Source organism: Variovorax sp. TBS-050B, from assembly GCF_029893635.1.
Lineage (GTDB): Bacteria > Pseudomonadota > Gammaproteobacteria > Burkholderiales > Burkholderiaceae_C > Variovorax.
In genome coordinates this window covers 1,440,471-1,453,615 of sequence record NZ_JARXYR010000002.1, presented here as the reverse complement: position 1 = coordinate 1,453,615, position 13,145 = coordinate 1,440,471, and the positions used below count along the sequence as shown (strand labels likewise).

The 13,145-nt window shown below is 69.4% G+C and carries 11 protein-coding genes and 1 pseudogene; 7 read left to right on the top strand and 5 right to left on the bottom strand.

What is annotated here, in order from left to right; translation table 11 throughout:
* Window positions 1-9 precede the first annotated feature (9 nt).
* Both M2165_RS09965 and cueR read left to right on the top strand, forming a co-directional pair.
* On the top strand, window positions 10-204 hold the full coding sequence (locus M2165_RS09965; RefSeq protein WP_280814486.1) for a heavy-metal-associated domain-containing protein: 195 nt from the start codon (window positions 10-12) through the stop codon (window positions 202-204).
* A gap of 59 nt (window positions 205-263) precedes the next feature.
* Window positions 264-668 carry a Cu(I)-responsive transcriptional regulator gene (gene cueR / locus M2165_RS09960; RefSeq protein ID WP_280814485.1) on the top strand — a complete coding sequence of 135 codons (405 nt, stop codon included), beginning with the start codon at window positions 264-266 and terminating at the stop codon, window positions 666-668.
* A 138-nt stretch (window positions 669-806) separates the two neighbouring features.
* On the opposite strand, the gene M2165_RS09955 is transcribed toward cueR, so the two are convergent.
* Window positions 807-1,763, bottom strand: a complete 957-nt coding sequence (locus tag M2165_RS09955) for a DUF533 domain-containing protein (protein ID WP_280814484.1) — start codon at window positions 1,761-1,763, stop codon at window positions 807-809.
* Between the two features lie 569 nt (window positions 1,764-2,332).
* Between M2165_RS09955 and creB the strand changes: the two genes are divergently transcribed.
* Window positions 2,333-3,115 carry a two-component system response regulator CreB gene (gene creB / locus M2165_RS09950; RefSeq protein WP_280814483.1) on the top strand — a complete coding sequence of 261 codons (783 nt, stop codon included), beginning with the start codon at window positions 2,333-2,335 and terminating at the stop codon, window positions 3,113-3,115.
* A gap of 184 nt (window positions 3,116-3,299) precedes the next feature.
* A complete protein-coding gene (creC, locus tag M2165_RS09945; protein WP_280814482.1) occupies window positions 3,300-4,739 on the top strand; it encodes a two-component system sensor histidine kinase CreC in 1,440 nt (479 codons plus the stop codon).
* 35 nt (window positions 4,740-4,774) lie between these two features.
* Here creC and M2165_RS09940 read toward each other — a convergent pair whose 3' ends face one another.
* The 4 genes and pseudogenes from M2165_RS09940 to M2165_RS09925 all read right to left on the bottom strand — a co-directional run.
* Window positions 4,775-5,380: a hypothetical protein gene (locus M2165_RS09940; protein ID WP_280814481.1), complete on the bottom strand. Its 606-nt coding sequence runs from the start codon at window positions 5,378-5,380 to the stop codon at window positions 4,775-4,777.
* Between the two features lie 92 nt (window positions 5,381-5,472).
* Entirely contained in the window at window positions 5,473-7,869 is a 2,397-nt protein-coding gene (locus tag M2165_RS09935) for a penicillin-binding protein 1A (RefSeq protein ID WP_280814480.1), read from the bottom strand.
* Window positions 7,870-7,917: 48 nt separating this feature from the next.
* The gene (creD, locus tag M2165_RS09930) at window positions 7,918-9,120 is read right to left on the bottom strand and encodes a cell envelope integrity protein CreD (protein ID WP_280814479.1); all 1,203 of its coding nucleotides are present in this window, start codon (window positions 9,118-9,120) and stop codon (window positions 7,918-7,920) included.
* Window positions 9,121-9,178: 58 nt separating this feature from the next.
* Window positions 9,179-9,319, bottom strand: a pseudogene (locus tag M2165_RS09925) (inner membrane CreD family protein); the annotation flags it as partial.
* 247 nt (window positions 9,320-9,566) lie between these two features.
* Here M2165_RS09925 and M2165_RS09920 point away from each other — a divergent pair.
* Genes M2165_RS09920 through M2165_RS09910 form a run of 3 tightly spaced genes read left to right on the top strand, consistent with a single transcriptional unit; the run spans window position 9,567 to window position 13,145 of the window.
* Window positions 9,567-11,624, top strand: a complete 2,058-nt coding sequence (locus M2165_RS09920; protein ID WP_280814478.1) for a VIT and VWA domain-containing protein — start codon at window positions 9,567-9,569, stop codon at window positions 11,622-11,624.
* A 41-nt stretch (window positions 11,625-11,665) separates the two neighbouring features.
* On the top strand, window positions 11,666-12,595 hold the full coding sequence (gene xrtQ, locus M2165_RS09915) for an exosortase Q (RefSeq protein ID WP_280814477.1): 930 nt from the start codon (window positions 11,666-11,668) through the stop codon (window positions 12,593-12,595).
* A complete protein-coding gene (locus tag M2165_RS09910; protein ID WP_280814476.1) occupies window positions 12,576-13,145 on the top strand; it encodes a hypothetical protein in 570 nt (189 codons plus the stop codon). Before xrtQ ends, M2165_RS09910 begins: the two co-directional genes overlap by 20 nt.

Here is a 13,145-nt window from a genome sequence, read left to right as displayed (position 1 = left end):
GCCACGACGATGAGCCAGAAATTCCAGGTCTCGGGCATGAGCTGCGGCCACTGCGTGAACGCAGTGCAGAACGCGGTGCAGACGGTCGATCCCGAAGCGCAGGTCACGGTCGACCTCGAAACCGGCCACGTGGACGTGCTGAGCGAGCAGCCGCGCCAGGACATCGTGGCCGCGATCGAGAACGCGGGCTACAAGGTGCAATGAGCCCCGCCCGGCCGCCCGAAGGGGCTCGCACCGCAGCCCGTCAGGGCGAAGGTCGTCCGGTGGGCGCTGCGGCGAATGTGGCGATCGGCGAGGCCGCGCGGCGCTCGGGCGTGTCGGCGCGCATGGTGCGGCACTACGAGGGCCTCGGCCTGCTGCCCGCGGTGGCGCGCACCGAGAGCGGCTATCGCCAGTACGGCGAGGCCGACATCCACACGCTGCGCTTCATCAAGCGTTCGCGCGATCTCGGCTTCTCGATGGAGGAGATCGCCGAACTCGTGGGGCTGTGGCACAACCGCCGCCGCACCAGTGCCAGCGTGAAGCGCATCGCGCAGAAGCACCTCGGCGAACTGGAGCAGCGCATCGCCGACATGCAGGCGATGCGCAACACGCTCGCACACCTGGTGCACTGCTGCCATGGCGATGCGCGCCCCGACTGCCCCATCCTCGACGACCTGGCGAACTAGCTCTCCCCCAGGCTTCGCGCACTGCGTGTCGCTGCGCCTACCCGCTCACCGGGGGCGACACCGGTGGCCCGGCGGAGCCGGTTCCACGGTGTCTCTGGGATGGGGCCGGCGCTTGCGCGCGGCCGGTCCCCGTTCGGCTCAGGCGCCGCGGACCATCGCCAGTACCTTGGCGGTGTCGAGGGTGCGGGCCTTTTCCTGGATGGCGGGCAGGTACTGCGTCTGCAGGCCCTTGCCTTCCTGCACCACGCCGGCGAAGGTGTCCTTGAGCATCTGCGTCGAGAGCGTGCGGCCGCCGGCGTAGTAGCGCTTGGCGACGTGGCCGAGCGCGTAGGTCGACGCGAAGCTCATGCCGGAGCTCACCGCCTGGTTGCCGAGGCCGCGCAGCATGCCGCCGCCCATCCTGCCGAGCAGGCCGCCGAGCAGCTTGCGGCCCGCCTGCTCCAGGTACTGCGAGGTCAGGCCCACGCCGACCGTGGCGAGGAAGTCCTTCACATGACCGCTGTCGAGCTCGTAGCCATAGCGCTTGCCGATGCCGTAGACCAGCTTCATCTGCAGCGGAATGATGGCCATGGTCGAAAGCGTCTCGGGCAGCAGTTCGAGTGCGCCGTTGAGGATCGCGGCGTTCAGGATCGACTTGTCGATCTCCGCGCCGTCGACCGCCGCGGCCGCGCCGGCCACCGCTGCCGCAGGCGCCGCCGCCGCCACGGCGCCGGTTGAGACCGGCACCGCGGCGATCGCCTCCGCCTGCTGCGTGAACTGCGCCGCCGAGGCATCGAGCCCGAGCGAGGTGCGCAGGTCCGCCAGGAACATGCGCTCCGCCTCCGACTGCGTGCCGTCGGCATCGCAGACGCAGACCGCCATTTCATAGGCCAGGTGCTTCGATTCGCTGCTCTGGAGCTCGCCGGCGGCCGAGGCGAGCGACACGCGCTTCATCAGCACGTCCTGGTAGAGCGTGGGCAGGTTCACGCCGTCGGCCTGCGACAGACCTTCGGCGATGCGCTTGATCTCGGCGCGTTCTCGTTCGTGTTTGTCGCCGTCGGCGAAGGCAGCCAGCAGGCTGAGGGTCAGGATGGCCCGGGTCTCGGAAGTGGTCACGTTCGAAATTTCCGCTGGTTGAAGGACAAGGTTCGTTCGGACCGGTCACCGAAGGTTCCGGTGCCGGTTCTCCCCACAAAGCTTGGGCAACTCTGTGGATAACACTCGCACTACTTTGTAAGAGCGTTGCAAGTCTTTGATTTGAAAGGCGAATCTACAGTCTGCCCAAATAAGCGGCAATGGATTACTTGCCACCAAAGTTGTCTTTCGCAGATTTCGACGACGCTGTCAAAGGACAACTCTGGGGAGATTTCCGGCACAAGCGGGCGGTTATCCACAGGGCGGACCGGCGCGGCGATGTTGTCCCTTTTGGCGCGACAGCACGGAAGCGCGGCTGCGCACAGTGACAGACGTATGACAAGTGACTGTCGCAGAAGGAAAAAAGCAGCCTGTCCACAGGCGGGTGCTGCCCTTATCTACTACTACTAATTTGAATAAAAGAGATAAGAGAAGAATACGGAGCCAGCGCCCGGCCGAAGAAAAAAAGCCGCGAAGGGCCGCGCCGTGTCCACGGCGCCACGGGTCCCGCGAGGGCCGGCCGCACGATGCCGCCTCGCTAACATCCGGGGATGAGCTTCAAACCGCGGATCCTGATCGCCGAGGACGAATCGGGCATTGCCGACACGCTGCAGTACGTGCTGCGCAGCGACGGCTTCACGCCGGTCTGGTGCGCCACCGCGGAAGCGGCGATCGCCGAATTCGCCAAGGAAGCGCCGGCGCTCGCCATCCTCGACGTGGGCCTGCCCGATCTCAACGGCTTCGAGCTCTTCAAGCGGCTGCGTGCGCTCAACCAGTCGCAGGGCGGCGCGGAGGTGCCCATGCTGTTCCTCACCGCGCGCAGCGACGAGATCGATCGCGTGGTGGGGCTGGAACTCGGCGCCGACGACTACGTCGCCAAGCCGTTTTCGCCGCGCGAGCTGGTGGCGCGGGTGCGCACCATCCTCCGGCGCAGCGCACGAGCGGCCCCAGGCGCGCCCGTGGCAACCGGCCACGGGGGCCCCCCTCAAAATGCGCCCGCGGCGCCGCCTGCGCCCGCTCAGCCCCCCGCAACGCCTTTCGCGCTGGACACCGAGCGCATGCAGATCCGCTATTACGGCCGCCTGCTCGAACTCTCGCGCTACGAGTACGGCCTGCTGCGCCTGCTGGTGCAGCGCCCGGGCCGCGTCTTCACGCGCGACGAGCTGCTGCAGCTGGTCTGGGACGACGCCAGCGACAGCTTCGACCGCACCGTCGACGCCCACGTGAAGACCCTGCGCGCCAAGCTCAAGGCCATCGCCCCCGAGGTCGAGCCGATCCGCACGCTGCGCGGCACCGGCTACGCACTCAACGAAGAACTCCCACCCCCCGCATGAGCGCCCCCCCGGCCTCCCCCGCCGCGGAACACCGCGGAACCGGCTCCGCCGGGCCGCAGGTATTGCCCCGGAGGGGGAAGAGCCAAGGAACACCGCGGAACCGGCTCAGCCGGGCCGCAGGTGTTGCCCCCGGAAGGGGGTTGGCGAAGCGACACGAAGTGCGCGAAGCCTGGGGGAGAGCCAGATGACCCGGCGCACGCGGATATTCATCGGCATCCTGCTGATCTACACGGCCGGCATCGCATTTCTGCTGCACCGCGTGGTCTCCGACATCGATCCGCGCTACCGCGAATCGGCCGAGGAATCGCTGGTCGAGACCTCGCAGCTGCTCGCGAGCCTGGTCGAGCAGGACGTGATCGCGGGCGCGATCAACGCCGCGCGGCTCGAGCCGCTGTTCCGCAGCGTCTACGGACGCGAGTTCTCGGCGCAGATCTACAACCTGCACAAGAACCGCGTCGAGCTGCGCGTCTACGTCACCGACCGCAGCGGGCGCGTGATGTTCGATTCGCTCGGCAGGCACCTCGGCGCCGACTATTCGCAGTGGAGCGACGTGCGGCGCACGCTGGCCGGCCTGTACGGCGCGCGCACCACGCGCGACGTCGAGGACGATCCGCGCACCTCGGTGATGTACGTGGGCGCGCCGATCCGCTGGAACAACGAGATCGTCGGCATGGTCAGCGTGGGCAAGCCGGTGCAGAGCTTCGGCCAGTTCGTCGAGGATGCGCGCGCCCGCACCCTCTGGGTGGGCGTGGGCTCCGGCCTCGCGCTGCTGCTGCTCGCGGTGATCGTCTCGGTCTGGCTGGTGCGGCCCTTCGGACTGATTTCCGACTACTGGACCTGGGTGCGCGCGCAGCGCAGCCTGAGCCTCGCGCGCATGGCGCGCCGTGCCGTCGATGCGGTGCGCACAGGCTTCAGCGAGATGCGCGACACGCTGACCGGGCGCAACTACGTGGCCGACTACGTGCAGACCTTCACGCACGAGGTGAAGAGCCCGCTGTCGGCGATCCGCGGCGCGGCCGAGCTGCTGCAGGAGCCCTCGATGCCGCATGCGGAGCGCGAGCATTTCCTGAAGAACATCGAGCGCGAGACGCAGCGCATCCAGGAGATCGTCGACCGCATGATGGAGCTCACCGCGCTCGAGACGCGGCGCGGGCTCGACCGCACCGAGCCGGTGGCGCTCGGACCGCTGATCGCCGACATCGCGGCCAGTGCCGAGGCCGCCGCGGCCAAGCGCAACATCCGCGTGCGCACGAACATCCGCGCCGATGCCGGCACCGAGGGCGACCCCTTCCTGCTGCGCCGCGCGATCAGCAACCTGCTGGACAACGCGATCGATTTCTCGCCGCCCGACAGCGAGGTGCTGCTGACGCTGGAAGCCACCTCCAGGCTGGCGCGCGTGACCGTGCGCGACCGCGGGCCGGGCATTCCCGACTACGCGCAGGAGAAGGTGTTCCAGAAGTTCTATTCGCTCGCGCGGCCGCACAGCCAGAAGAAGAGCACCGGCCTCGGGCTTGCCTTCGTGAAGGAGATCGCCGCGCTGCACCGCGGGCGCATCGAGCTCGGCAACGCGGCGCGCGGCGGCGCCGTCGCGACCCTCACGTTGCCGCTCGCGCCGCACCACTGAAGGCGCCGGCGCGGCAGCCGTGGTTCAGGCGCCGCTCACTGGCCGGTCAGCGCGCCATAGGCCCGCCGCGTCGCCGGGCTCACGGCGCCGAGCAACTGCTCGTACGAGGTCTGGTGCCGCGCCAGCATGCGCGCCGAGGCCACCGCCTTCGACTTGCAGAACCAGTGGCAGGTGTGCTGCATCAGGAACAGCTCGGCCGACATGGTGTAGGCCTTGCTCTTGGGCGTGCGGCCGGCTTCGTTGCGCATGGTCTCGGCGATGCCGCGCGCATGGATGGCCAGCGCGTCGCGCAGGTCGAAGGTGGCGCCCGGCCACAGCCGGTCCGCGAAGGGAAGCGCGATCGGCAGCTTGCTCACGCGCGTCTGCGCACCGTCGACGCGCGCGAAGCCGGCCACGAAGCTGTCGAATTCGGCCGAGAGCTTTTCCTCGGTGGCGTCGAGCATGCGCCAGATCTGCTCGCGGCGCGCCGGGTCGTCCTCGCCGAGGCAGCGCAGGTAGCCTTCGGTGAGCGTCTCCATCAGCCTTTCGATCTGGTGGTTGCCGAGATGGCCGGCGAGCAGCACGATGCGCTTGCGCTGCTCGTGGGACTTGAGCAGGTAGGCGCCGATGGCGATCAGCGCCACCAGGGTGAGGATTTCCATGAAGCGGGGATGAGAGGCGGAACGAACGGAATGGACTGCGCCGAGTGTAGAGACCCGGCGCGGCGCCATCCGGCCGCCCGCGCCGCGGCCTGTTACCGGAAGAAATCGAGGATGCGGTTGCGCTCTTCCGGCTGCGGCGGCGGGCCGAGCGGCACCAGTTCCTGCGGTGGCTGCTGCTCCTGCGGCTGCTGCACCTCGACGGGCTCGACGCCCAGGCTCGCGATGTTGTGCCCCGGCGTGAACTCGTCGAAATACCATTCGCCGTCGATGTTGACCACGCCCGGCGGCTCGGGCAGCTGCGCCACCGGCACGCCCTTGAGCGCCGACTGCATGTAGCCGATCCAGATCGGCAGGCTCAGGCTGCCGCCGGTCTCGCCGCGCACGCCGAGCTGGCGCGGCGTGTCGTAGCCGATCCAGGCGATGCCCACGGTCGTGGGCTGGAAGCCAGCGAACCAGGTGTCGAAGGAATCGTTGGTGGTGCCGGTCTTGCCGTAGAGGTCGTCGCGCTTTAGCGCCTGGTGCGCACGCGCCGCGGTGCCGCCGCGCACCACGCTCTGCAGCAGCGAATCCATGATGAAGGCGTTGCGCTGCGGGATCGCGCGGCGGCTCTCGTCGAGCACCGGCGGATCGGTCTCGAGCAGCACCTTGTCGCGCAGGTCGGTGATGCGCGTGACCAGGTACGGATTGACGCGGTAGCCGCCGTTCGCGAACACCGAGTAGGCGGTCGCCATCTGCATCGGCGTGACCGAGCCGGCGCCGAGCGCCATCGGCAGGTAGGCCGGGTGCTTGTCCTTGTCGAAGCCGAACCTGGTGATCCAGTCCTGCGCATAGCCGGTGCCGATGGACTGCAGGATGCGGATGGTCACCAGGTTCTTCGACTTCATCAGCGCGGTGCGCAGCGGCATCGGGCCTTCGAAGCCGCCGTCGAAATTCTTCGGGTCCCAGGCCTGGCCGCCGTTGGTGCCGGCGTCGAAATGAAGCGGCGCGTCGTTCACGATGGTGGCGGGCGTGAAGCCCTTCTCCAGCGCGGCCGAGTAGATGAAGGGCTTGAAGCTCGAGCCCGGCTGGCGCCAGGCCTGCGTGACGTGGTTGAACTTGTTCTTGCCGTAGTCGAAGCCGCCGACCAGCGACTTGATCGCGCCGGTGCGCGGGTCCATCGCGATGAAGGCGCCTTCCACCTCGGGCAGCTGCGTGATCTCCCAGGTGTTCTTCGGCGTGCGCGCCACGCGGATCACCGCGCCGCGGCGGATCTTGATGTTCGGCGGTGCCTTCGCGGCCAGTCCAGACTGCGCGGGCCGCAAGCCTTCGCCCGTGATCTGCACGGCCTCGCCGTTGGCGCGCACCGCCTCGATCTCCTTCGGACCGGCCTGCAGCACCACCGCGGCCATCACGTCGCCGTTGTCGGGGTGTTCGGCGAGCGCATCGTCCACGGCGTCGTCGAGCTCCTTCGGATCGTCGGGCAGGTCGACGAACTTCTCGGGCCCGCGGTAGGGCTGGCGCCGCTCGTAGTCCATGATGCCCTTGCGCAGCGCCTTATACGCCGCGGCCTGGTCGGCCGCGACCAGCGAGGTGTAGACCTTCATGCCGCTGGTGTAGATGCTCTCGCCGTACTGCGCGTACATCATCTGCCGCACCGTCTCGGCCACGTACTCGGCATGCAGGCGGTCCGGGTCGGCCGCGTCGCGCAGATGCAGTTCTTCCTTCTTGGCGGCGGCGGCCTGCTCGGCGGTGATGAAGCCGGTCTCCTGCATGCGGTCGATCACGTAGAGCTGGCGCGCACGCGCGCGCCGCGGATTGGCCACCGGGTTGTTCGCGCCCGGCGCCTTGGGCAGCCCGGCGAGCATCGCGGCCTCGGCGGTCGTGATGCTGGCGAGCGGCTTGCCGAAGTAGGCCTCCGACGCGGCCGCGAAACCGTAGGCGCGGTTGCCGAGGTAGATCTGGTTCAGGTAGATCTCGAGGATCTGGTCCTTCGTGAGCTGCTGCTCGAGCCGCAGCGCGAGCAGGATCTCGTAGGTCTTGCGGCTCAGCGTGCGCTCCGAACTCAGGTAGACGTTGCGCGCCACCTGCATCGTGATGGTCGAGGCGCCCTGCTTGCGCCCGCCCTTCAGGCTCGCCACCGCCGCGCGCAGGAAGCCCTTGTAGTCGACGCCGCCGTGCTCGTAGAAGCGCGCGTCCTCCACCGCGAGCACCGCGTCCTTCATGACCTTCGGAATGCTCGCGAAGGGCGTGAGCGTGCGCCGCTCCTCGCCGAACTCGCCGATCAGCGTGCCTTCGGCCGTGTACACGCGCAGCGGCAGCTTGGGCCGGTAGTCGGCGAGTTCGGAAATGTCGGGCAGGCGCGGGTAGATGACGGCCACGGTGACCGTGGCGGCCACCAGCAGCACCAGCGCGCCGCAGCCCGCCGCGATGGCGCTCCACCGTGCGATGCGCCGCAGCCGCAGCGCGCGCTGCGCGCCGGGGGTGTCGGTGGAAGGAGAGGGTTCGTCCATGAGGAGATCAGATCAGCAGGTAAGAAGAAAAACACTCGGTAGCATCGGTTACACCGCCGCGCCGGCCGCAGCCGGTGAGACCGGCTCGCCGGCCTCGCGGTTCCCGCCGCCCAGCGCGTACCAGTCGACCTTGCGGGTCGCGAGCATCAGCGCCGCGAGCATGCCGAATGTCAGCAGGGCACCGAGCAGCAATGCATTGCTTTCCGAGGCCAGCAGGCCGTAGAGCGCGCCATAGAGTACCGCGACATAGGCGGCGAAGCCCGCGCCGCGTTTCCAGCTGCGCAGCACGGCGCTGAAATAGACAGCCAGCAGCAGCACGCTCGCGCCCGCCGCGGCGCCGTAGGCGATCCAGAACGCGAGCTTTTCCGACAGTGCGAGCAGCAGCAGGAAGAAGAGCGCGATCGACAGGCCGACCAGGCCGTACTGCACCGGATGCATGCGCTGGCGGCGGAACAGCTCGAACATGAAGGCCGCCATGATCACCAGGCCGATGAAGAGCGCACCGTACTTGCCCGCGCGCGTGCTCATCGAATACACGTTGACCGGCTGCGCGAGCGAGACGTCGAAGCTCTGCAGCACCAGCGGCTGCTGCCGCGTGCCGCCGCCGAGCGCCGTGCGCACCTGCTCGCGCGCCGAGGTCACGAGCGACGAGACGCGCCAGTGCGCATCGAAGCCCTGCGGCGTCACCTCGCGCTGCGTGGCGAGGAAGCGGCCGCCGAAGCTCGGATGCGCCCAGGGCGAGCGCAGGTGCGCGGTGGTCTGCTCGGCGATCGGCACCATCGAGAGCGTGTCCTGCCCGACGAGGCCGAGCTTCATCTCGAATGCGATCGGCTGCCTGGCGTTCCACGCCGCGAGCGCCGCGCCCGAGAGCGGCGCATGGATGCCGCCGGCGAGCGCCGCGTCGTCCGCGATGCCGGGCACGCGCTGCCGGAAGCGCAGCGCCTCGCCGGCCATGGCGATGGTCGGCGAGCCGTCGATGCCGCGCAGGTCGCTCACGCTGAAGATGACGAACGGCGCCTTGAACTCGATCCTCGAATCGGCTTCGCTGTGCGAGACCGAGGCCGGATCGAAGGCGGTGAAGCCGCCGCCGAGCGTGGCGTCGAGCGTGTAGAACGGAATCCGGAAGATGCCGCGGTAGCGCTCCTGCGGCGCCATCGAACCGTCGATGTGCAGCTTGTCGGGAAACACCACGTGCGCCATCTCCTTGCTGCGCGGCTCCTGGCCGGTCACCTTGCCCTTCGCGTCGCGCACCGTGCTCCAGCCAGCGCTCGACGTACGGCACCAGCAGCAGCGGGCCCACCACGGTCTGGGGGCCCGCGTAGGTGGCGGCGAGTTCGGCCGCGGCCTCGCGCTGGCTGCGCCCGCGTTCGCGGTTGATCGAATCGATCTCCGCGAGCGGAATGCACAGCAGCAGCGTGAGCAGCAGCAGCCCCGCGACCTTGGTGAGCATCGACCCCTGCAGGGCCTTCAGCATTTGCGACATCGTCTTTCTCCTCGGCGTATGTGTGTGTGTGGAGCGGCGATGCTCGCGGCGCGGTCCGAAGTCCGTGTGAAGGCCCGACGCCGGCGGACTTCACACGGACTTCACACAAGGCTGCATCGCGCGCCGCGGACTTCAAGAAGTCTTCCAACTGCCTTCTCGGGCCGCGCCGACAGTGGCGGCCGTGCAAGTTCGCACGGACACCCACACCACCGCCATGGAAGCCCACACCCCCACCCGTCCCGGCCGCTGGCTCTGGCTCGCCACCGTGAGCCTGGCCACCGCCGGCTTCGTCGCGCTCAGCCTGAACCCGGTGCATGCGCAGGAAGCGCCCGGGCCGCGGCTGAAGACCGAGAGCCCGTATTTCTTCGTCAAGAGCGACGACCCCGCGGTCGACCGCCTGCCGCTCAAGGACACCGAGGTGGCGGTGAAGATCTCCGGCGTCATCGCCGACGTGACCGTGACGCAGACCTACCGCAACGAAGGCCAGCGCGCGATCGAGGCGAAGTACGTCTTTCCGGGTTCGACCAAGGCCGCGGTCAGCGGACTCAACGTGCGGCTGGCCGACCGGCTGATCACCGCGCAGATCCGCGAGAAGCAGCAGGCGCAGATCGAGTACGACAGCGCGAAGAAGGAAGGCAAGACCGCCGCGCTGCTCGAGCAGCACCTGCCGAACGTGTTCCAGATGAACGTCGCCAACATCCTGCCCGGCGACGAGGTGAAGGTGGAACTGCGCTACACCGAGCTGCTGGTGCCGCAGTCGGGCAACTACGCCTTCGTGTTTCCCACCGTGGTCGGTCCGCGCTACAACAGCCCGCAGTCGGAGAACGCCCAGGCCCGGTGGGTGGCGCAGCCCACGCTGCGCGCGGGCGTGGCGCCCGCGACCGGCTTCAGCCTTCGCGCCAGCATCGAGACGCCGATGGGGTTGAAGGAAGTGCGCTCGGCCACCCATGCCATCGAGGTGAAGAAGAGCGACGAGGACCGCCATGCCGAGGTCGCGCTGGTGGCCGACGGCCGCCCCGCCGACAACCGCGACTTCGTGCTCGACTACCGGCTCGCGGGCGAGAAGATCGAATCGGGCCTGATGCTCTACAAGGGCCAGGGTCCGGACGGCGGCAGCGAGAACTTCTTCCTCGCCATGGTCGAGCCGCCCAAGGCCGTGGCCGCGAGCGCCATCTCGCCGCGCGACTACATCTTCGTGGTCGACATCTCGGGCTCGATGCACGGCTTTCCGCTCGACACCGCCAAGACCGTGCTCGAGCGCCTGATCGGCGGCCTGCGGCCGAGCGACACCTTCAACGTGCTGCTGTTCTCGGGCAGCAACAAGATGCTCTCGCCCAAGTCGGTGCCGGCCACGCGCGCCAACATCGCGCAGGCGCTCGCCACCATCCAGAACTACGGCGGCTCGGGCAGCACCGAGCTGATTCCCGCGCTCAAGCGCGTGTATGCGGAGCCGAAGGAGGAGAACGTCTCGCGCACCGTGGTGCTGGTGACCGACGGCTACGTGACGGTGGAGCGCGAAGCCTTTGAGCTCGTGCGCAGGAACCTGTCGAAGGCCAACGTGTTCGCCTTCGGCATCGGTTCGTCGGTGAACCGCAGCCTCATGGAAGGCATCGCGCGCGCCGGCATGGGCGAGCCCTTCATCATCACCGACCCGGTGCAGGCGCCCGAGCAGGCCGCGCGCTTCCGCCGCATGGTGGAGTCGCCGGTGCTCACCAACGTGAAGCTCAGCTTCGGCGGACTCGATGTGTACGACGTGGAGCCCGAGGCCCTGCCCGACGTGCTCGGCGAACGGCCGGTGATCGTGTTCGGCAAGTGGCGCGGCGAGGCGCGCGGGCGCGTGATCGTCGAAGGCCGCGGCCCCGAAGGCCCCTACCGCCGCGAACTGAAGATCGAGCCGCGCATGCGCCAGGACACCGCCGCGCTGCGCACGCTGTGGGCGCGCCACCGCATCCAGAGCCTGAGTGACCAGGAAGCGCTCGAGGGCGGCACCGCCTTCAAGGAGCGCATCACCGAGCTCGGCCTCAAGTACAGCCTGCTCACGCAGTACACCAGCTTCATCGCGGTGGACCAGGTGGTGCGCAATGCCGCGCCGCAGAACAGCGTGGACGTGAACCAGCCGCTGCCGCAGGGCGTGAGCGAGCTGGCGCTCGGCGCCGAGGTGCCGAGCACGCCCGAGCCCGAGACGCTGGGCGCGATCGCCGTGGTGCTGTCGATGCTCGCGATGCTGCGCCGCCGTGCGCGCCGCAACGATCCGCGCCGCTTCACCGCGTGAGCGGCACGCCCTCGACCCACAGAACCAAGGAGAAGAATCCCATGGCCCTGGCCACGCTCGCCCACCGCCATCCGCGCTTGGTGGATTGGGGCATCCACATCGACCGCGCACCGGCGGCCGGCTGGCTCGCGCTGCAGTTCGCCGCGCTCGCGCCCACCTGGGCCTGGATGGTGCGGCGCATGCGCGACGGTTCCGACGATCCGCTGGGCCTGCTGGCGCTCGCCGCGCTGGCGCTGCTCGCCTGGCACTGCCGGCGCGAGCTGCGCGCCGCGCCGCGGCTGGGCTGGCTCGCGCTCGCCGGCGGCGGCACGGTGCTTGCGACGCTGCTGCGCACGGGCCTGGGCGCGCTGCCTGCGCTGCCGCCGCTCGCGGCGGGGCTGGTGGCGGTGCTGGCGCTCGCCTGCGGCCTGCTCGCCTTCCTGCCGCGGCGCGTGGCCGCGCTGCCGGTCGCGGGGCTCGCAGTGCTGGCGCTGCCGCTGTTGTCGTCGCTGCAGTTCTATGCGGGCTTTCCGCTGCGCGTGCTCACGGCCGAGGCCAGCCGCTGGCTGCTGGCGCCGGGCTTCAGCGTGGCGCGCGAAGGCAGCAGCCTGCTCGTCGACGGCCGGCTGGTGATCGTCGATACGCCCTGCTCGGGCGTGCAGATGGTCTGGCTCGGCTATTTCACGGCCTGTGCGGTGGCGCTCTGGGCGCGCCGCAGCGACCGCGCCTTCCTGCGCCGGCTGCCGCTGGTGGGGCTGCTGGTGCTCGCGGGCAACGTGCTGCGCAACGCCGTGCTGGTGGCTTTTGAAGGGGCGGGCCAGCCGCTCGCGCCCTGGGCGCACCAGGCGCTCGGGCTGCTGGTGCTGGCCGCCGTCTGCGCGGGCATCGCGCGCCTGATGGCGCCCGTGCGCCACCGTCCCGAGGCGGCCGAGCCGTCGATCCCGGGCCTGATCACCACCGAAGGAGGCCGCCATGTCGACACGGTTCTTTGAAGCGCTGTTCGCGAACCATTTCCTCAACCGCATCGGCCACAAGGCGGCCTTCGCGCTGGCCATGCTGGCCTGCCTGCTGTGGTCCACGGGGGCTGCGCTGCGGGCCCCGGCGGTACCGGTGGCGGCCGCCTCCGCCGTCGAGTGGCCGCGCGAGTGGGACGGCGCGCCGCTGCGGCCGATGGCGCTCGGCGAGGTCGAGCAGCGCTTCGCCGAGCGTTTCCCGGGCGCCATCGGCCGCATGACCGACGGCCGCCAGATGGTCGTGATGCGTGCGGTCGACCGGCCCACGCGCATGCTGCATCCCGCGGCCGACTGCTACCGCGCGCTCGGCTGGCGCATCGCACAGGCGCGGCTCGAACGCGATGCCGAAGAGCGGCTGTGGCGCTGTTTTGTTGCGCAACGGCACAGCACGCAAAAGATCCGCGTCTGCGAGCGCATAGTCGATGCCGAAGGCACGGCTTTCACGGACACTTCAGTCTGGTACTGGGCGGCGGCCAGCGGGCGGTCGACCGGTCCCTGGCAAGCCGTGACGGTGGCGAGACCCCTGTGA

What these genes read in the sequence shown, in the direction of transcription:
- M2165_RS09965 (WP_280814486.1), top strand. Translation starts at nt 10, where the DNA reads ATGAGCCAGAAATTCCAGGTCTCGGGCATGAGCTGCGGCCACTGCGTG.
- creB (WP_280814483.1), top strand. Translation starts at nt 2,333, where the DNA reads ATGAGCTTCAAACCGCGGATCCTGATCGCCGAGGACGAATCGGGCATT.
- creC (WP_280814482.1), top strand. Translation starts at nt 3,300, where the DNA reads ATGACCCGGCGCACGCGGATATTCATCGGCATCCTGCTGATCTACACG.
- M2165_RS09940 (WP_280814481.1), bottom strand. Translation starts at nt 5,380, where the DNA reads ATGGAAATCCTCACCCTGGTGGCGCTGATCGCCATCGGCGCCTACCTG.
- M2165_RS09935 (WP_280814480.1), bottom strand. Translation starts at nt 7,869, where the DNA reads ATGGACGAACCCTCTCCTTCCACCGACACCCCCGGCGCGCAGCGCGCG.
- M2165_RS09920 (WP_280814478.1), top strand. Translation starts at nt 9,567, where the DNA reads ATGGAAGCCCACACCCCCACCCGTCCCGGCCGCTGGCTCTGGCTCGCC.
- xrtQ (WP_280814477.1), top strand. Translation starts at nt 11,666, where the DNA reads ATGGCCCTGGCCACGCTCGCCCACCGCCATCCGCGCTTGGTGGATTGG.
- M2165_RS09910 (WP_280814476.1), top strand. Translation starts at nt 12,576, where the DNA reads ATGTCGACACGGTTCTTTGAAGCGCTGTTCGCGAACCATTTCCTCAAC.